This window comes from Sulfitobacter sediminivivens (assembly GCF_042611115.2).
Taxonomy (GTDB): Bacteria; Pseudomonadota; Alphaproteobacteria; order Rhodobacterales; family Rhodobacteraceae; genus Sulfitobacter; species Sulfitobacter sediminivivens.
The window spans coordinates 201,973-218,404 of sequence record NZ_JBHGAR020000004.1 but is presented as its reverse complement, the minus strand read 5'-3'; the positions used below and the strand labels follow the sequence as shown (position 1 = coordinate 218,404).

General features: G+C 57.9%; 15 protein-coding genes and 1 tRNA gene. 7 read left to right on the top strand and 9 right to left on the bottom strand.

Features of this window, described 5'->3' with window-relative positions; translation table 11 throughout:
- Window positions 1-46 precede the first annotated feature (46 nt).
- The 3 genes from ACEWL3_RS06890 to ACEWL3_RS06880 form a co-directional block, all read right to left on the bottom strand.
- The gene (locus ACEWL3_RS06890) at window positions 47-463 is read right to left on the bottom strand and encodes a hypothetical protein (protein WP_386178458.1); all 417 of its coding nucleotides are present in this window, start codon (window positions 461-463) and stop codon (window positions 47-49) included.
- Window positions 464-720: 257 nt separating this feature from the next.
- A complete protein-coding gene (locus tag ACEWL3_RS06885) occupies window positions 721-3,144 on the bottom strand; it encodes a GcvT family protein (RefSeq protein ID WP_386178455.1) in 2,424 nt (807 codons plus the stop codon).
- A gap of 117 nt (window positions 3,145-3,261) precedes the next feature.
- Complete coding sequence (locus tag ACEWL3_RS06880; RefSeq protein WP_386178452.1) at window positions 3,262-4,590, bottom strand: DUF2254 domain-containing protein; 1,329 nt, start codon at window positions 4,588-4,590, stop codon at window positions 3,262-3,264.
- 208 nt (window positions 4,591-4,798) lie between these two features.
- On the opposite strand from ACEWL3_RS06880, the gene ACEWL3_RS06875 reads away from it, so the two are divergent.
- A complete protein-coding gene (locus ACEWL3_RS06875; RefSeq protein WP_386178449.1) occupies window positions 4,799-7,216 on the top strand; it encodes a GcvT family protein in 2,418 nt (805 codons plus the stop codon).
- A gap of 36 nt (window positions 7,217-7,252) precedes the next feature.
- Window positions 7,253-7,873, top strand: a complete 621-nt coding sequence (locus ACEWL3_RS06870) for a nucleotidyltransferase family protein (RefSeq protein WP_386178446.1) — start codon at window positions 7,253-7,255, stop codon at window positions 7,871-7,873.
- Window positions 7,874-7,915: 42 nt separating this feature from the next.
- Here ACEWL3_RS06870 and ACEWL3_RS06865 read toward each other — a convergent pair whose 3' ends face one another.
- The 3 genes from ACEWL3_RS06865 to ACEWL3_RS06855 all read right to left on the bottom strand — a co-directional run bounded on the left by ACEWL3_RS06865 (window position 7,916) and on the right by ACEWL3_RS06855 (window position 10,110).
- A complete protein-coding gene (locus tag ACEWL3_RS06865) occupies window positions 7,916-8,569 on the bottom strand; it encodes a Hint domain-containing protein (protein ID WP_386178441.1) in 654 nt (217 codons plus the stop codon).
- A complete protein-coding gene (locus ACEWL3_RS06860; protein ID WP_386178438.1) occupies window positions 8,503-9,084 on the bottom strand; it encodes a hypothetical protein in 582 nt (193 codons plus the stop codon). Before ACEWL3_RS06860 ends, ACEWL3_RS06865 begins: the two co-directional genes overlap by 67 nt.
- A gap of 942 nt (window positions 9,085-10,026) precedes the next feature.
- Window positions 10,027-10,110, bottom strand: a tRNA-Leu gene (locus ACEWL3_RS06855).
- A gap of 124 nt (window positions 10,111-10,234) precedes the next feature.
- Between ACEWL3_RS06855 and ACEWL3_RS06850 the strand changes: the two genes are divergently transcribed.
- Genes ACEWL3_RS06850 through ACEWL3_RS06840 form a run of 3 tightly spaced genes read left to right on the top strand, consistent with a single transcriptional unit; the run spans window position 10,235 to window position 12,144 of the window.
- Window positions 10,235-10,813: a YqaA family protein gene (locus ACEWL3_RS06850; RefSeq protein ID WP_386178435.1), complete on the top strand. Its 579-nt coding sequence runs from the start codon at window positions 10,235-10,237 to the stop codon at window positions 10,811-10,813.
- On the top strand, window positions 10,810-11,274 hold the full coding sequence (locus tag ACEWL3_RS06845) for a disulfide bond formation protein B (protein WP_386178432.1): 465 nt from the start codon (window positions 10,810-10,812) through the stop codon (window positions 11,272-11,274). Before ACEWL3_RS06850 ends, ACEWL3_RS06845 begins: the two co-directional genes overlap by 4 nt.
- Window positions 11,275-11,325: 51 nt before the next feature.
- Window positions 11,326-12,144 (top strand): isocitrate lyase/PEP mutase family protein, encoded by an 819-nt coding sequence (locus ACEWL3_RS06840; protein ID WP_386178429.1) that lies wholly within the window; start codon window positions 11,326-11,328, stop codon window positions 12,142-12,144.
- Window positions 12,145-12,192: 48 nt separating this feature from the next.
- Here the strand turns inward: ACEWL3_RS06840 and ACEWL3_RS06835 are convergent, their stop codons facing one another.
- The gene (locus tag ACEWL3_RS06835; RefSeq protein ID WP_386178426.1) at window positions 12,193-12,618 is read right to left on the bottom strand and encodes an Lrp/AsnC family transcriptional regulator; all 426 of its coding nucleotides are present in this window, start codon (window positions 12,616-12,618) and stop codon (window positions 12,193-12,195) included.
- A gap of 109 nt (window positions 12,619-12,727) precedes the next feature.
- On the opposite strand from ACEWL3_RS06835, the gene rocF reads away from it, so the two are divergent.
- Window positions 12,728-13,648: an arginase gene (gene rocF / locus ACEWL3_RS06830; protein ID WP_386178423.1), complete on the top strand. Its 921-nt coding sequence runs from the start codon at window positions 12,728-12,730 to the stop codon at window positions 13,646-13,648.
- A gap of 20 nt (window positions 13,649-13,668) precedes the next feature.
- Entirely contained in the window at window positions 13,669-14,718 is a 1,050-nt protein-coding gene (gene ocd, locus ACEWL3_RS06825) for an ornithine cyclodeaminase (RefSeq protein WP_386178420.1), read from the top strand.
- Here ocd and ACEWL3_RS06820 read toward each other — a convergent pair whose 3' ends face one another.
- The gene (locus ACEWL3_RS06820; protein ID WP_386178417.1) at window positions 14,719-15,888 is read right to left on the bottom strand and encodes an FAD-dependent monooxygenase; all 1,170 of its coding nucleotides are present in this window, start codon (window positions 15,886-15,888) and stop codon (window positions 14,719-14,721) included.
- A gap of 82 nt (window positions 15,889-15,970) precedes the next feature.
- Entirely contained in the window at window positions 15,971-16,393 is a 423-nt protein-coding gene (gene dksA, locus ACEWL3_RS06815) for an RNA polymerase-binding protein DksA (RefSeq protein ID WP_114878495.1), read from the bottom strand.
- Window positions 16,394-16,432: the final 39 nt, after the last annotated feature.

The following is a 16,432-nucleotide window of genomic DNA, read 5'->3' as shown; positions in this document are numbered from 1 at the left end:
GTCAGACAGCCCCTGCCCGACGAGGGGGTGAACATTCATCCCGTTCTCAGGCGAATGCGCTTTCCGGCTCCCAAACCGTTGCCATAGGGCAGTCGTGCGATTCGACCATTTCAATAATGGGCCCTTTGGGAGACTCGACAAAATAAAGAACCATATCGGATTGCGAAACAACGTCGCCTCGGCGGTCAATCTGGCTATAACGGCCCGACACCCTGAAACGCTTGTTCTTGGGCAAGTCCATCGAAATCACGTCAACATCCAGCCGCACCACACCCCTGGACGTCAGCAAAGCCGCAATTCTTGCCAAGGCGTCAATGACCTCTGAATGTTTTCTTACATAAACAGGAAAACCGTCGTGGTAGGCAACAAACGGCAAGTGGTAATTCTTTGCCACCTCGTCAAATTGACCCTTGCACAGCAGCTCGGCGCGCTTTTGTAAAAGGCTCTGAATTTCGGCGTACATATTGAATTGCTTTCTAATTGATCCGTGATGAATAGCATTCCGGTACGTAACCGCAGCCCTGATCTAGTCAATGGCGTGCGGTGCGAAACTCTACGTCACAGCCGCATTTCCGTTATGCACTGCCAGCATATCGACGATGGGGGTCCGCCATTGTGTGCCTTAAACAGGTGAAACTCTATCGACAGCGCATCCATGATGATGATTGGGACAACAGACGCGTGCGTGGGGCGCAGACGGCCCCATGAACCGCATCACAACTACGCGCGCAGCTTCTCGCCCTTGGGATCAAACGGCGGCTCTGCCAAAACCACTGCCTTATGGGATGTGCCCAGCACCATCACCTCGACGGTGTCGCCCGGTTGAACACCCTTTACGAACCCAAGCGCCAGCGATTGCCCGACAGAATAGCCATAGGCACCGGACGTTACCCGCCCAATGCCTTTGCCGTCCTTGAAAATTGGCTCGCCCCCTGTCGCATCGGCATGCGACGCATCGGTCTGGGCCGGGTCCAGGGCCAGGATCACCAAATATTCTCGCGGCGTCTTGGCCAAGGTTTCGGCCACCGCTGATTTGTTCAGAAACTCTTTGTCCATCTTGCACAACCGATCAAGGCCAACTTCCTGAGGCCAGTATTCAGGAGAATACTCGCGGCTCCATGATCCATAGCCTTTTTCGATGCGCAGCGACATCAGCGCGCGCGATCCGACAGGGCCTGCGCCCACGTCCTTGCCCGCCGCAATAAGCGCCGCATAAAGCCGCGCCTGATCTGCTGTTGCACAATGCAGTTCCCAGCCCAGATCACCGGTGAATGACACCCGCAGCGCCAGAACATTGACACCCGCCAGTTCGATCCATTTGGACCGCATGAACGGGAAATCCTCAGTGGCCAACGAGGTGTTGGTCAAACGCTGTAACATGTCGCGCGACTTTGGCCCGGCTACGTTAAAGCCGCACATCTCGACAGTCTGGCTTTCGAATGTTGTGCCGTTGGGTATTGGTACTTCCTTAAAGAACCGCTGGTGATAGCGTTCGGCCATCCCTGATCCGATGATCCAGAATTCATCCTCGCCCAGGCGTGTGACCGTAAAATCACCCGCAATGCCACCCCGCACGCCAATCAGCGGCGTCAGGCAGGACCGGCCAACCGTTTTGGGCATGGTGTTTGCAAAAAGCGCATTCAGCCAGGCCTCGGCCCCTGCCCCTTTGACCCGGTATTTGGCAAAGTTCGAGATGTCGATGATGCCAGCGCTGTCGCGCAACATCTTACATTCGCGTCCGACAATATCCCACCAGCCCTGACGGGTGAAGCCATGGGTTTCATCCTTGGCTCCGACCGTGTCACCGAAATAAAGCGGATGTTCCCAGCCATAGTTCAGGCCAAAGACGGCACCCATGTCTTTTTGGACCTCATAGACAGGTCTGGTGCGCACCGCGCGGCCCGCCTCGCGTTCTTCGTTCGGGAAATGGATCTTGAAGCGGTTGGCATATTGGTCGCGCACCCGCGCCTTGGTAAACGCCGCATCGGCCCAGTTGCCAAAGCGTGCCATATCCCAGGCGAACATGTCGTATCGCGTTTCGCCGGTGACAATCCAATCCGCCGCCAGCAGGCCCATGCCACCTGATTGCGAAAATCCCGGAATGATCCCGTTACAGCAGAAGTAATTTGACAGCTCCGGCACTGGCCCAAACAGCACGTTGCTGTCAGGCGACCAGATCATCGGTCCGTTGATCACCCGTTTGATCCCCGCCTCGCCAACTGCCGGCACCCGGTCAATCGCGCGCATCATGTTGTCTTCGATCCGCCCCAGATCATCGGCAAAGAGTTCGTGGCCAAAACCCTGTGGGGTGCCGTCTTCGGCCCAGAACCGCATGTCTTTTTCATAAGCCCCGACCAAAAGCCCCTTGCCCTCCTGGCGCAGATAATATTCACCGTCCCGGTCCGCAACAGACGGCAACCGACGGTCCATCCCGGCAATCTCTGCAATCGTTTCGGTCACGAAATACTGGTGTTCGGTCGGTTGCAGCGGCAGCTTCAACCCCGCCAGTGCCGCCACCTCGCGCCCCCAGAGGCCTGCCGCATTGATCACCCATTGCGTAGCAATATCGCCCTTTTCCGTGCGCACGACCCACGACCCGTCTGCTTGCTGTTCGGTCCCTGTTACCGGGCAAAAGCGAATGATCTCCGCCCCGTTCTGGCGGGCACCCACGGCATAGGCATTGGTCACACCCGAGGGGTCCACATTGCCGCCGTTTTCTTCGAACATGATGCAGCGGATGCCATCGTAATTGACCAAAGGATGCAGTTCCTCGGCCTCTGCCCGGCTCACTTCGCGAAACGGCAAGCCGTAGTATTTCGCCTTGGCCGCCTGCAGGCGCAACTGATGTTCGCGCGCTTCAGTCTGTGCCAGATAAAGCGATCCGGGTTGAAAGACGCCGCAAGACTGCCCGGTCTCTGCCTCAAGCGCATTGTAGAGGTCCATCGTATAATTCTGAATGCGGGTGATGTTGTTGTTGTCATGCAGCCCATGAATGTTGGCCGCCGCATGCCAGGTCGAGCCCGATGTCAGTTCAGACCGCTCCAGCAGCACCACATCCGTCCATCCCATTTTGGTCAGATGATACAGGATCGAGCAGCCGATTACGCCGCCTCCGATGACAACGGCTTGGGCATGGGTACGCATGGGGGATGGGTCCTGAGTGAGGGTTACGTTGCCTCGTAATCTGAACCCGTCACGTGCCGTCAGATTGCCCATCCGCGACATGTCTCGTCGCAGCAGGGCAAGTTGCGGTCCGAGATGTCATTCCCCCGCTTGGTCACGCGCCTCTTTTCGCAGTTCAATGCACAAATCTGACGCCGCCGAGGACAACACACGGTCACGGTCCGGTTCAAAATCAATCGCCCCTAGCGTGCGGCTCAAATGCACTTCGGCCGCGTCCCTTGCGGCTTTGCTCAACCCGTCATCTGGATGCCGCATCAGGCCCGCCAACACAGATTGCAGGCGCTGTTGTACCTCAACCACCGCGACCCCATCGCGCGCAAGGGCGGCGAAACCATCCTCGATCAGGTCTTTGGGGTCCAGCGGCGCAACATAAAGCCGGTCCAGTTTGGTATCTCGGTCTTGCGATTTTTCATCGGTATAAACAGACAGGATACGGCCAATCCGGGTGATCACATCAATCGCCGTGCCGGGATCATTGACGCCCGGCGACAACGCCTTTGACGCGACCTCTCCCATCACCACAAGGCCAAAGCGGGGATCCTGATCAAACGTTCGCAGGTCGCCGAGCCGAACGTTGGCGCGCACAGCCTCTACAAGACTGTCCCAGTCATGGTCATCGTCTTCCGGCTTACCGTGATCGGCCACCATCAGCATCGGTTCATTGACAAAGGAAAAATGGCCAATGTTCTTGATCAGATAAAGCTCGACCCCATGCGCTTTGGCCGCCGCATCAAGCGCCTCGGGATAAATGTGCTGAATATAGCCGCTTTCCCACGCGAGGATTTCCTTTGCGCCTTCCGGCACCTCGCCGGTAAAGGCATTCGCCCCCAGACAGGGATTGCGCAACCGATCCTGAAACTGCGCCCGCGTGACGTCTTCGATCTGGCGGGTCGTGTCGATCAGGCTCCCAAAGGTTTGCAGGTGCAGCACCCAGCGGATCAGATAGATCACAATCACCGCCAGCACCAAAACCGTCATCACGAACAGCACCAGCGCACGTTCATCCACATAAATGCCCAGTTCACGCAGGATGATGGCAACCAGCGCATAGACATAGGCCCCGATGAACACTGCCAGTGTGTTCTGTGTGGTCCGGTCCTGAATGATCAGGCGGTGCACCCGCGGCGTCCATTGTGTTGATGAAGCACGATAAACCGTGACCATCACTGTGATGGAAAACGTGGTCACAGCCAGCATTGCATTTGCGATGATCTGCAAAAGGCGGTCAGCGGCAGCGCCCGTCAGCGTTGTCCCCAGCTCTTTGGGGATCAGCGCCTCGATCACCTGCGTGACCCCAAGTGCGACAAAGGCCAAGAGGCCCAGGAACACCACGCGCACCCATAATTTCCGCGAATATTCGCGGGTTTTGCGGATCAAGGTGTGCGGGATCATGGAATCAAAATTCATGTTGCCAAGCTAGCGTGCTTTGCGCCCGCACCAAGGCCTTAATGCCGATTAAAATCCAGCCAGCGTGCATTGTCTTAGATCCCATTGCGATGCTTACCGGCATCGCGCCCTGTCATTAAAGCCAAAATCGACAGATCGTGTCGGAAAACCACATGAACCTTGCGCCTTGCTCGCGCAGTTTCGGGCAAACAACCGACCGGAGTTTCCCATGAAAACCACCACCCGCGCAGTGATCATCGGCGGCGGCGTCGTTGGCGCATCAGTTTTATATCACCTGACCAAACTTGGCTGGTCTGACGTGATGCTCGTTGAACGCTCTGAGCTCACATCGGGGTCCACATGGCACGCCGCGGGCGGGTTCCATACTCTCAACGGCGACACCAACATGGCCGCCCTTCAGGGCTATACCATTCGTTTGTATAAGGAATTGGAGGAAATCACCGGCATGTCCTGTGGTCTGCACCATGTCGGTGGCGTCACACTGGCCGACAATCAGGACCGCTTTGACATGCTGCTTGCCGAACGGGCCAAGCACCGTTTCATGGGGCTTGATACCGAAATTGTCGGCCCCGAAGAGATAGCAAAGATCGCGCCTGTGACCAACCTCGATGGCATCATTGGCGGGCTATACGATCCGTTGGACGGCCACCTTGACCCGTCCGGTACCACACACGCCTATGCGCGCGCCGCAAAAATGGGCGGTGCGACGATTGAAACCCACTGCATGGTACGCGAAACCAATCAGCGGGCGGACGGCACGTGGGACGTGGTGACCGACAAAGGCACGATACACACCGAACATCTGATCAATGCCGGCGGCCTGTGGGCGCGGGAAGTGGGGGCAATGGCGGGCATATACTTCCCGCTGCACCCGATGGAGCACCAGTATATCGTCACCGAAGAGGTACCGCTGATCGTTGAGATGATGAAAGACGGCCATGAGCACCCGCATGTCATGGACCCGGCGGGCGAATCCTATCTGCGCCAAGAGGGCAAGGGGCTGTGCATCGGCTTTTATGAACAAAGCTGCCGCCCCTGGGCCGTTGATGGCACCCCGTGGAGCTTTGGTCAGGACCTGCTGCAAGACGATTTTGACAAGATCGAGGACAGCATCACCTTTGCCTACAAACGCTTTCCCGATCTGGAACGCGCGGGGGTCAAAAACGTGATCCACGGTCCCTTTACCTTTGCGCCCGACGGCAATCCGCTGGTGGGGCCGGTGCCGGGCGTGCGCAATTATTGGTCCGCCTGCGGCGTCATGGCCGGGTTCAGTCAAGGCGGCGGTGTGGGCCTGACGCTGGCGCAATGGCTGATCGAGGGAGAGCCGGAACGCGATGTGATGGCGATGGATGTCGCCCGTTTCGGAAGTTGGATTTCACCCGGCTACACGCTGCCCAAGGTGATTGAAAACTATCAAAAGCGGTTCTCGGTGTCCTATCCGAACGAGGAACTGCCCGCCGCGCGACCCAACCGCACCACGCCGATGTATGACATTTTCGCCTCGATGGGTGCCGTCTGGGGGCAGCAATACGGACTTGAGGTGCCAAATTATTTTGCCACGGGGGATGAGCCGAAGTTCGAGACACCCTCGTTTCGCCGATCCGATGCCTTTGACGCCACGGCCCGCGAAGTGGCTGCGGTGCGCAATGGCGTGGGCATCAACGAGGTGCAGAATTTTGGCAAATTCCGTGTCACCGGGCCAAACGCGCGGGCGTGGCTTGATCGGATCATGGCCGGGCGCGTGCCAAACCAAGGGCGTCTTTCCCTGACACCCATGTTGTCGCAAATGGGCAAGTTGATCGGTGATTTCACCATGTCCTGCCTGGACGAAGAAGACTTCCAGCTGACCGCTTCCTACGGCGCGCAGGCGTTTCACAGCCGCTGGTTTGAACAGCATCTCGAAGAGGGTGTGCAGGTCGACAATATTTCGGATCGGCGCACCGGATTTCAGATTGCCGGACCCCATGCGCGCGATGTCTTGCAGGCCTGCACCCGCACCGACATATGCGGCATGAAATTTCTCGATGTGTGGAAAATGACCGTTGGCATGGTCGACTGCATCGTGCAGCGGGTCAGCTATACCGGCGATCTAGGATACGAGATTTATTGTGATCCGATGGGCCAGAGGGCGCTTTGGACGGCACTTTGGTCTGCGGGCCAACCGCATGGCATGGTGCCTTTTGGCATGCGCGCGATGATGTCACTGAGGCTAGACCGGTTCTTTGGTTCTTGGATGTCAGAGTTTTCGCCGGATTACACGGCGGCGGAAACCGGGTTGGACCGGTTTATCAGTTTCAAGAAAAACACCGACTTTATTGGTCGCGCTCTGGCCGAGGCGGAACGTGCCACGCCCCCTGCCCGCAAGCTGGCAGCTTTTGAAGTCGATGCAATTGACGCAGATGTGCACGGGTATGAACCGATCTGGCTGGATGGCGAGGTGGTGGGGTTCTGCACCTCCGGGGGCTATTCACACCATGCAGCCAAATCCATTGCACTGGGTTTTGTGCCCACCGCCGCAGCCCAAGCTGGCCTCCAGGTCGAGATCGAGATTTTGGGAAAAATGCGCCCTGCCACAATCATTTCCACGCCACTCTTTGATCCGGACGGGGCCCGCATGCGTGGATAGCTTTCACACCGTGCATTGACGACATAAGGTGGCTTCATGGCCCAGCTCATGTCCTTTCCAATTATCATTCTGGCCGCCGGGCAATCGCGCCGAATGCGCGGGCGTGACAAATTGCTGGAAGATATTGACGGCGCACCATTGCTGCGCCGCCAGGCCCAGATGGCCCGCGCGGTTACAGATGGCGACGTGATTGTCGCGCTGCCACCGGCACCGCATCCGCGCTATGACACATTGTCGGGACTGCAGGTGAGCACGCTGGCGGTGGCGGATGCAGATGAGGGCATGAACGCCAGTCTTCGGGCGGCGATCTTGGCGCTGCCGGCGACTGCAAAATGTGCAATGATACTGCTGGCGGATTTGCCTGACCTAACTGCGGACGATCTGATCACCGTCGCAAACTCCATTGATTTGAAGACACAACAATTGATCTGGCGTGGCGCGACGCAGGACGGTGCGGCGGGCCATCCAATTGTGTTCAAGGCTGATTTGTTTGCTGAACTCGCAGTATTGAGTGGCGACACCGGCGGGCGCGAAGTTGTCGCCGCACATCAGGACCAGACTGTTTTCGTCCCCCTGCCCGGCACCCGTGCCCATGGTGATCTGGACACGCCCGAACAATGGGCGATTTGGCGCAGGTCGCGACAGGATGCCCCTTGAACCACAACGATCAGGTCTCGGATTGAGGCGTCAGGATCTCTGCTAGGCCGTCAGCAGCTGTGCCTCATGGGCCCGCAGCAACCGGCGTGCGGCAAAATAATTGTTCAGACCTTTTGAGTTTCCCAATTCCGGAAACAGGGCCAGAATCTCGCGGCGCTGTTGTGACCGAATACCTGCCATTGAATGATCCCCCGGCTGAAAGCTTTCGGCCCAGCAGCCATCTGCCAGGATCACCTCGTGATTGTCGAACATCAGGTGAATATAGCTGACCGCAGGCACCTGAACGCTGTCCACACCGTCAAATCTGGTCAGATGTTTTGCCGCGACCAACACTTCGCGTTCGCCAAACATGACTTCGGCCAGGTGTGACGTTATCACCATGTGGTGGTATGGACTGACAAGCATGTCGCGCCGGGGCGCGTCCCTGCCCAATGCTGATTGGCCGATCAAAATAGGGCAATGCGACGGCATATGTTCCAGTTTAACCCGGTTCAAATCACGCCGCCCGATCCAGCGTAACGGGCGAACGCCATTGTCGCGGGTGATGATCTGGTCCCCTTCCTTCATCGTCTCTACCGCCATTTCGCCGCGAATCGTTGCGATGCGCGTGCCGGGGGTAAAGCAAATGATCACCTCTTGGATTTCGGAATAATCCGTGCGCCCGACGACGTTGTCCTGGGTGTCCAGAAATTCCATGCGGCCTGCCTCGGGTGTTCACGGGATGATCCGGTAGGTGCTGCGTTGACTGTGCCACTGCCCGTCGTGACGTTCAGCGATGTTCCGGCGGGTCGCAAAGCGGTATAGCTGCTGGCGACAATTGACGCCGATTCCTGATCGCCGGGGCTGTCCCGATCCAGATCGATGGGCATACCGGCATCGGATGTCACAACCACAACCAGACGGCCCCAGACCGATGTGCCATCCGCAAGGGTTGCCACACCGCAGTATACCACACTGTCACCAGCGTCGGCGCTGTTGCCAGTGTTCGCGATGCGGTTGCCAAAACTCAGATTGAGCAGTGATGCGTTCTGACCCGGTGCGGTACCCGCACCAATGTCCCCATAAAGCGTGTCATTGCCCGCGTCACTGTCAATCAGATCATCAGCGCCCAGACCCGAAACGCGGTCGTTTCCGGCCCCGACTGTGATCTGGTCATTCTCGAAAGTACCTTGAAGCGTGTCGGAACTCGGGGTTCCGTTAATGGTGGCCATGGCAGTGGCACCCCTCGAATCGGATCAAAATCTACTCATGCGAGAAAAAACTGCACTTCCACAACTTTTGCAATATTTTCACATATATTGCAGGGGAAAAGACGGACATCGCCTGCAGATCGCTTAGAATCATCCGGTTTTCATCACTATTTTGTATAATTGTTTCGTGTTTGGACACAGTCCTTGATTGAATCTGCGGATCCGTCGCAAAACACTCAAAAGACTGTGGGAAGGATGGATGACCCAACAGGAGTACCTCTTAGCAATCCCTACCATACTCAGACTTGGCGCAAAGCTAGCTAACGACCTTCCGATAACCAGAACACGCGAAATTGAGGTACTCAGCCCGTGTTCAATAAATTCCACTCCCAGTTGGACAGGCCCATCTCTATTCCCCGAGATCGAACCAACTAAGAATAAAATAGCCGAAAAGTTTTGGTAAATGCCGTGAACCTGTCCGGTACTTTTTCTGGGGGGATTCTGACTGTCAAAAAGAGCAATTAGGTTGATTGTTTCCAAGTCCTCCGGGGCCCAGCTTCGCCCAGCTCTTTCTTTTTTGTGAAAAATGGCCTGAGTGCAGTCACGCGACGCCAAACTGAAAAATGGTCAAGTGTATTCAGTCCGGTAACGACCAACGGCACTCTTTCACCAGCTAAACTGCGATTTCTGCTTGGTCAGAATCCAAAGTTATTGTCCTGAACTGAAACAATGCCGCAGAACCGCCTACATTGGTTCTTGTTTTGCGCGAATGCTGAAATATTGTTTCCACTCAAATCATAAAAGCCATCCCCCATCGCCAAAAAGCAACTGCACTGTGATCTGCTTTTGCCTGATGGAAGGATTTTCAATGGAGGATTGGGACATCTGCGCTGATCAAAGCTCTTCATCCGACTGTCCGTCAAAGGAGTAATGTCTGATCGAACGGAGACCTGAAAAACAGGGTGGTACCCAAGGCCGGACTCGAACCGGCACGCCTCGCGGCGGGAGATTTTGAATCTCCTGCGTCTACCATTCCGCCACTTGGGCACGAGGGCCATGTATCGCGCATCGCAGGGCTGGGCAAGAGTAATTTCATTCAAATGCCACGCCCCACTTGACCCCGGCCACCGCGCGTGATGTTCCATCATCCAGCATTATCGGAGCCATTACCATGATCCAACGCTTGTATAATTGGACGCTCAGCCTCGCCCAGCATCGTCATGCTCTTTGGGCATTGGCCTGTGTCGCGTTTGTGGAAAGTTCGGTGTTCCCGATCCCGCCGGATATCATCATGATCCCGATGATCCTTGCACAGCCGCGGCGGGCATGGCTGATCGCGGGAGTGGCGCTGGTGGCCTCCGTCTTGGGTGGTTTGCTGGGGTATGCAATAGGCGCGCTGGCGTTTGACTCCATCGGTCAGCCGATCCTTGCGTCGCTGGGCAAGGCCGACGCCATGGCCGAATTCTCAGAGCGGTTCAACGATATGGGTTTCTGGGCGGTTCTGGTCGCGGGCATCACGCCGTTTCCCTACAAGGTTATCACGATCATGTCCGGTTGGACAGGTATGCCGCTGGCGACGTTCGTGGCCACGTCGGTGCTGGCGCGGGGCGTGCGGTTTTTCATTCTTGCGGGTCTGCTGTGGCATTTCGGCGCCCCGATCCGGGATTTCATTGAACGCAGACTGGGGTTGATGTTTACCCTTGCACTTGCGCTGCTGATTGGTGGCTTTGTTTTGGTAAAGTACCTATGACCCGCACGACCCTGATCGCACTTGCCACGCTTGGTTCTGCATCACTTTTGCTTGGTGCCTACGGGTTTCAGCATATCGGCGGTCTGCTGCCCTGCAAGATGTGCCTGTGGCAACGCTGGCCACATGCTGCTGCAATCGCGATCGGTCTGGTCTTGATGATCGGGGGACCACGGCCGTTGATCTGGGCAGGTGCCTTGGCCGCCGCAGCCACCAGTTTGATCGGATTTTACCACGCAGGCGTCGAATGGCGCTGGTGGCCGGGGCCGTCGTCGTGCACCGGGAGCGGCCTTGATCTGGGTGCGATGGGCGGCAGCGATCTGTTGTCGATGGACGCGCCGACTGGTTTGGTGCTTTGTGACGAGGTTGTCTGGTCACTGATGGGCCTGTCGATGGCCGGCTGGAATGGGGTCATCTCGCTTGGTCTGGCGATGATCTGGATGCTGGCGGCGCGGCGCACATAAAACTTTCCTTCTACGCCTGCCGACCCTAGGCTGCACGCGGGGGGGCAAATCATGATCAATTCATTCCGCGACCTGCACGGTGACCCTGGTGCCTTTGTCATTCCCAACCCGTGGGATGTCGGTAGCGCGCGGATGCTCTGCGCTATGGGCTTTTCTGCGCTTGCCACCACAAGTGCCGGAATGGCATTTGCGATGGGCCTGCGCGAAGGTCAGGCGGACCGTGCCGCTGTGTTGAACCACTGCCGTGACATTGTTGGGGCCACGGACCTTCCAGTGTCGGCTGATCTGGAACATGGGTTCGGCCACGATCCGGCAAATGCTGCCGAAACGATCCGCGCTGCTGCCGACATCGGACTGGCGGGCTGTTCGCTTGAGGATCACACAGGCGATCCCGATGCGCCAATCTATGATTTCAATCACGCCGTCGACCGGATCGCCGCCGCCAGCGAAGCCGCCCGTGCCTTGCCCGATGATTTTGTCCTGACCGCACGCGCCGAGGGGCTTTTGTGGGGCAGCACCGATTTGGATGACATCATCCGCCGTCTTCAGGCCTTTGAAGCGGCAGGGGCGGATGTACTCTATGCGCCGGGTTTGAAGGATCTCGACGTGATCTCCACCGTCTGCGCCAGCTTACAAAAACCAGTGAACGTGGTTATGGGCATGCCCGGTGCGACCTTTAGTGTGGCTGAACTGGCGCATGCAGGCGTGCGCCGGATCAGCGTTGGCTCCGCGCTGGCGCGACGTGCCTACGGGGCGTTCATTGACGCCGCGCGTGAGATTGCCGGACAGGGGAGCTTTACTTATTCCGACAGGGCCATGGGATTTGCCGAGATCGAGGCGCTGTTGCCGCCTGGGGTCACGGGCAAATAATAACCGACGCAATACCGACGTCATACCGACGTGGCAAAAACGTCCCATTCACCCCGATTTGCGAGTTTTCAAAAACAGGCTTGTTTCGCTGGCCACCACACCATCCAATCGCCGGATGCGTGCCAGAACTTCGTCAAAGTCCTCCAGAGTTTTGGTGCCTATTTCCACAATCACATCCCAGCGGCCGTTGGTCGAATGAACCGCGCGCAGTTCCGGCATCAGGTTCAGTTGCCGGGTGATCCGATCCGCCCCGCGCCCTTCGATCCCGATCATCATCATGCCGCGCACCGGGTCGCGCATCACGTCCGAACGGGTGACAACCGTAAACCCCACGATCTCACCGCGGTCACGTAGCCGCGCGATGCGGGCCCGCACCGTGGTGCGCGACAGGTTCAAGGCCAGCGCCAGATCCGAAAGGGCCGCCCGTGCATCGTGGCGCAGGGCAGCGATCAGCCGATGATCCGTTTCGTCCATGACTTTTATCCTTTTTGGTCAACCTCTCCCCAATATGGCCAGTTTGATCAATTGTCTACGGCCCAATATGTCAGATATGACAGATCAACAGTTTCACAGGAGCAGACAGATGACACAGCAAAACTGCATATTGGTGGGCGCGCCCATGGACAGTGGTAAGCTGCGCAAGGGGTGCCTGATGGGTCCGGATGCCTATCGCACCGCGGGTTTGGCGGATGCGCTGCGCGGTCTGGGTCACACCGTCACCGATCAGGGTAATGTCGCCCCTGCCCCTTTTGCGGCCAAAGAACATCCAAGACTGGTGCAGCTGGAAGAAACCATCGCCTGGACGTCCAGCCTCGCTGATGCGTCTGAGGCGGCGATGAAAGACGGCTTGCCGATCTTCTTGGGTGGCGATCATGCGCTGTCATTGGGAACGGTGCTGGGTGCGATGCGTCATGCCGATGCTGTGGGGCGCCCGCTTTTTGTGCTGTGGCTGGATGCGCATACAGATTTTCACACACCCGATACCACCGACAGCGGCAATTTGCATGGCACACCTTTGGGCTATGTCACGGGCCGCGACGGATTTGTCGGGTTTCCAAAGATCGACACCCCGCTGGCTGAGGAGAACATCGCCATCATCGGTCTGCGCTCGGTGGACGCCGCAGAACGCGCTGCGCTGCAAGACAGCGCCATTACCCATGTGGACATGCGCGAGATTGACGAAAGCGGCATCGCGCGTCCGTTGTCCGCATTCCTTGACAAAGTGGAGGCGGCGAATGGGCTGCTGCATGTTTCACTTGATGTGGATTTTCTCGATCCTTCCGTCGCCCCTGCCGTCGGCACCACGGTGCCGGGCGGTGCGACTGTGCGGGAGGGTCATCTGGTCATGGAAATGATCAGCGATTCAGGATTAATGAGCTCGCTTGATCTGGTTGAGCTGAATCCGTTTCTGGATGAACGTGGCCGCACGGCAACATTGATGGTTGATCTGGCCGCCTCTGCGCTGGGACGTCGGGTGTTCGACCGTCCGACACGCGCGTATTGATCAGATTGAAGGAACATCACATGACAAACCTCAAACCCTCCGCAAAAGCCCTTGTGCCCTTTGTCTCTGTCGAAAACATGATGAAGCTGATCAACCACATCGGCATTGAACCGATGCTGATCGGTCTTGCCGATTATATTGAGGCAGATTTCAAACGCTGGGAACTTTTTGACAAAACCCCACGCGTGGCCAGCCATTCAGATGTCGGCGTTATCGAATTGATGCCCACCTCGGATGGCGATGTTTACGGGTTCAAATACGTGAATGGCCATCCTGACAACACGGCCGACGGCCTGCAAACTGTAACGGCCTTTGGCCTGCTTGCTGATGTTGCCACCGGTTACCCGGTATTGCTGAGCGAAATGACCATCCTGACCGCCATGCGCACGGCGGCAACCTCCGCCGTTGTGGCGCGGTTGCTGGCCCCGAAGGGCGCGCACATCATGGCGATGATCGGCAATGGCGCGCAGTCGGAATTTCAAACCATGGCGATGAAGGCGATTGCGGGCGTCGACGAAGTGCGCCTTTACGATATTGACCCTGCCGCCACCGCCAAATGTGCCGCCAACCTTGCAGGTCACGGCATCACTGTTGTGAGCTGCAAAACCGCAGAGGATGCGATGCTGGGCGCGCAGATCATCACCACCTGCACTGCCGATAAACAATATGCCACGATCCTGACCGACAACATGGTTGGCGCAGGCGTGCACATCAACGCCATCGGCGGCGATTGTCCCGGCAAGACCGAACTGGCCCCGGCTATCCTGCACCGGGCCGGCATCTTTGTGGAATACCCCGAACAAACACGGATCGAAGGCGAAATTCAGCAACTCGACGCCGATCACCCCGTAACAGAAATCTGGCAGGTCCTGACCGGTCAGGCCGCAGGGCGGACCGACGACAAACAGATTACGCTATTTGACAGTGTCGGCTTTGCGATCGAGGATTTCTCGGCGCTGCGTTATGTGCGGGATCAGATTGCTGAGACCAAGCTTTATCAGCCGCTTGACCTTTTGGCCGATCCCGAAGATCCACGTGATCTGTTCGGGATGGTCAAGCGCGCCCAGTGATCACCGCCTGCGGGTCACATCGTGCCCATAGAGCCAGTTGAAGGCACCGATCATCTGTCCCGGCCCCAGCTTACTGGCCAGCCGCAGCCCCAAATGGGCTGCGGTCCGCACCGGGCCGGGGTGCAGATGGTACCGCTTGGCATTGCTTTCAGCGGCCGCAATCACCCGGCGCACGCGGGCCTCGCGAGCGCTCTGATAGAGCGCCAATGCGGAATCGCGCGGCATCCGCGCAAGGTGATCGGACAGCAACCATGCATCTTCAAGCGCCATGTTCGCGCCCTGCGCCAGAAACGGAAGGGTTGGGTGCGCGGCATCGCCCAACATGACAACACCATCACGCTGCCAGGTCGCGGCCACCGGATGGCGGTGCAGCCCCCAGAGTGTTACGTTTTCAACCGCACGCAGCATCTCTTTGGCATCTGCGCCAAATTCGGCATAGGCCGCGCGCAGGTTTTCCGGGTCGTCGGGATGGTTCCACCCTTCGGCAGCCCAGTCCGCGCGTTCCTCGACAGCGACCAGATTGATCAGTTTGCCGCCGCGCACCGGGTAGCTTACCAGATGTCGGCCCGGCCCCATCGTCACGTGGGCCTCGTCAGGATGATTGGATGCGTTTGGCACAAGCGCGCGCCAAGCCACCTGCCCGGTAAACGCTGCAATGTCAGCCCCATTCAGCACAGGCCGCGCCATTGAATGGATCCCATCTGCTGCGACGACAACTTCGGCGCGCCGTGTTGTCCCATCGGACATCTGCACCACCGGCAGCGCCCCAGGACGCAGCGTTGCCGCTTGCGCGTTCAGCTCAAAACTCACATTCGCACGCTTGGCTGCCGCCACCAGCACATCAATCAGATCGGCACGGTGGACAAAGTAATACTGCTGATCTTTTGCCAACCGCATCAGATCAAGGCGCGCAACGGTTTCGCCCGCTACATAATCGCGCAAGACAACCGCCTGCCCCCGGACTGCCCCGCGACCGCGCAGCGCGCCGTCAAGCCCAAGCGCGCGCAGCACTGCCAAACCATTGGGGCTGATCTGTAATCCGGCACCCACTTCGGTGATGCGTGGTGCTTGTTCCAGAATCGTCACCGCAACGCCCTGCCGCGCAAGCACTGTGGCCACTGCCAAGCCGCCGATGCCCCCGCCCACCACAATGGCATTTGAAATGTCCACGCACGTCCCCCAAAACAAAACGCCGGAGCATCCACCCCGGCGTTTCAAAAATTCTTGTCAGACCGAATGAAGTGCCCCGGCCTTACTCGTCGCGATGCACTTTTTCGCGCCGCTCATGCTTTTCCTGAGCCTCAAGGCTCATTGTCGCAATGGGCCGTGCGTCCAAACGCTTGAGAGAAATCGGATCGCCCGTGACTGAGCAATATCCAAACTCGCCTTCGTCGATCCGGCGCAAGGCAGCTTCAATCTTGGTGACCAGCTTGCGTGCCCTGTCGCGGGTGCGAAGTTCAAGCGCCCGGTCGGTTTCTTCCGAGGCGCGGTCGGTCACATCCGGAATGTTGCGCGTGCCGTCCTTCATCGTCTCAATGGTGTCACGGCTGCCAGCCAGCAACTCGGCCTTCCAGTTCAGCAACTTGCGGCGAAAGTATTCGACCTGCTTGTCGTTCATGAACGGTTCGTCCTCTGCGGGCGCGTAGTCGTCCGACAGGAAAACTTCTTGCTTCATAGTGTCTCCCTCGACAATTTTTAGACCTGGCATCTGAGG

What these genes read in the sequence shown, in the direction of transcription:
- ACEWL3_RS06870 (WP_386178446.1), top strand. Translation starts at nt 7,253, where the DNA reads ATGGCCCAGCTCATGTCCTTTCCAATTATCATTCTGGCCGCCGGGCAA.
- ACEWL3_RS06835 (WP_386178426.1), bottom strand. Translation starts at nt 12,618, where the DNA reads ATGGACGAAACGGATCATCGGCTGATCGCTGCCCTGCGCCACGATGCA.
- ACEWL3_RS06840 (WP_386178429.1), top strand. Translation starts at nt 11,326, where the DNA reads ATGATCAATTCATTCCGCGACCTGCACGGTGACCCTGGTGCCTTTGTC.
- dksA (WP_114878495.1), bottom strand. Translation starts at nt 16,393, where the DNA reads ATGAAGCAAGAAGTTTTCCTGTCGGACGACTACGCGCCCGCAGAGGAC.
- ocd (WP_386178420.1), top strand. Translation starts at nt 13,669, where the DNA reads ATGACAAACCTCAAACCCTCCGCAAAAGCCCTTGTGCCCTTTGTCTCT.
- ACEWL3_RS06850 (WP_386178435.1), top strand. Translation starts at nt 10,235, where the DNA reads ATGATCCAACGCTTGTATAATTGGACGCTCAGCCTCGCCCAGCATCGT.
- rocF (WP_386178423.1), top strand. Translation starts at nt 12,728, where the DNA reads ATGACACAGCAAAACTGCATATTGGTGGGCGCGCCCATGGACAGTGGT.
- ACEWL3_RS06880 (WP_386178452.1), bottom strand. Translation starts at nt 4,590, where the DNA reads ATGAATTTTGATTCCATGATCCCGCACACCTTGATCCGCAAAACCCGC.
- ACEWL3_RS06845 (WP_386178432.1), top strand. Translation starts at nt 10,810, where the DNA reads ATGACCCGCACGACCCTGATCGCACTTGCCACGCTTGGTTCTGCATCA.
- ACEWL3_RS06890 (WP_386178458.1), bottom strand. Translation starts at nt 463, where the DNA reads ATGTACGCCGAAATTCAGAGCCTTTTACAAAAGCGCGCCGAGCTGCTG.
- ACEWL3_RS06865 (WP_386178441.1), bottom strand. Translation starts at nt 8,569, where the DNA reads ATGGAATTTCTGGACACCCAGGACAACGTCGTCGGGCGCACGGATTAT.
- ACEWL3_RS06860 (WP_386178438.1), bottom strand. Translation starts at nt 9,084, where the DNA reads ATGGCCACCATTAACGGAACCCCGAGTTCCGACACGCTTCAAGGTACT.
- ACEWL3_RS06885 (WP_386178455.1), bottom strand. Translation starts at nt 3,144, where the DNA reads ATGCGTACCCATGCCCAAGCCGTTGTCATCGGAGGCGGCGTAATCGGC.
- ACEWL3_RS06875 (WP_386178449.1), top strand. Translation starts at nt 4,799, where the DNA reads ATGAAAACCACCACCCGCGCAGTGATCATCGGCGGCGGCGTCGTTGGC.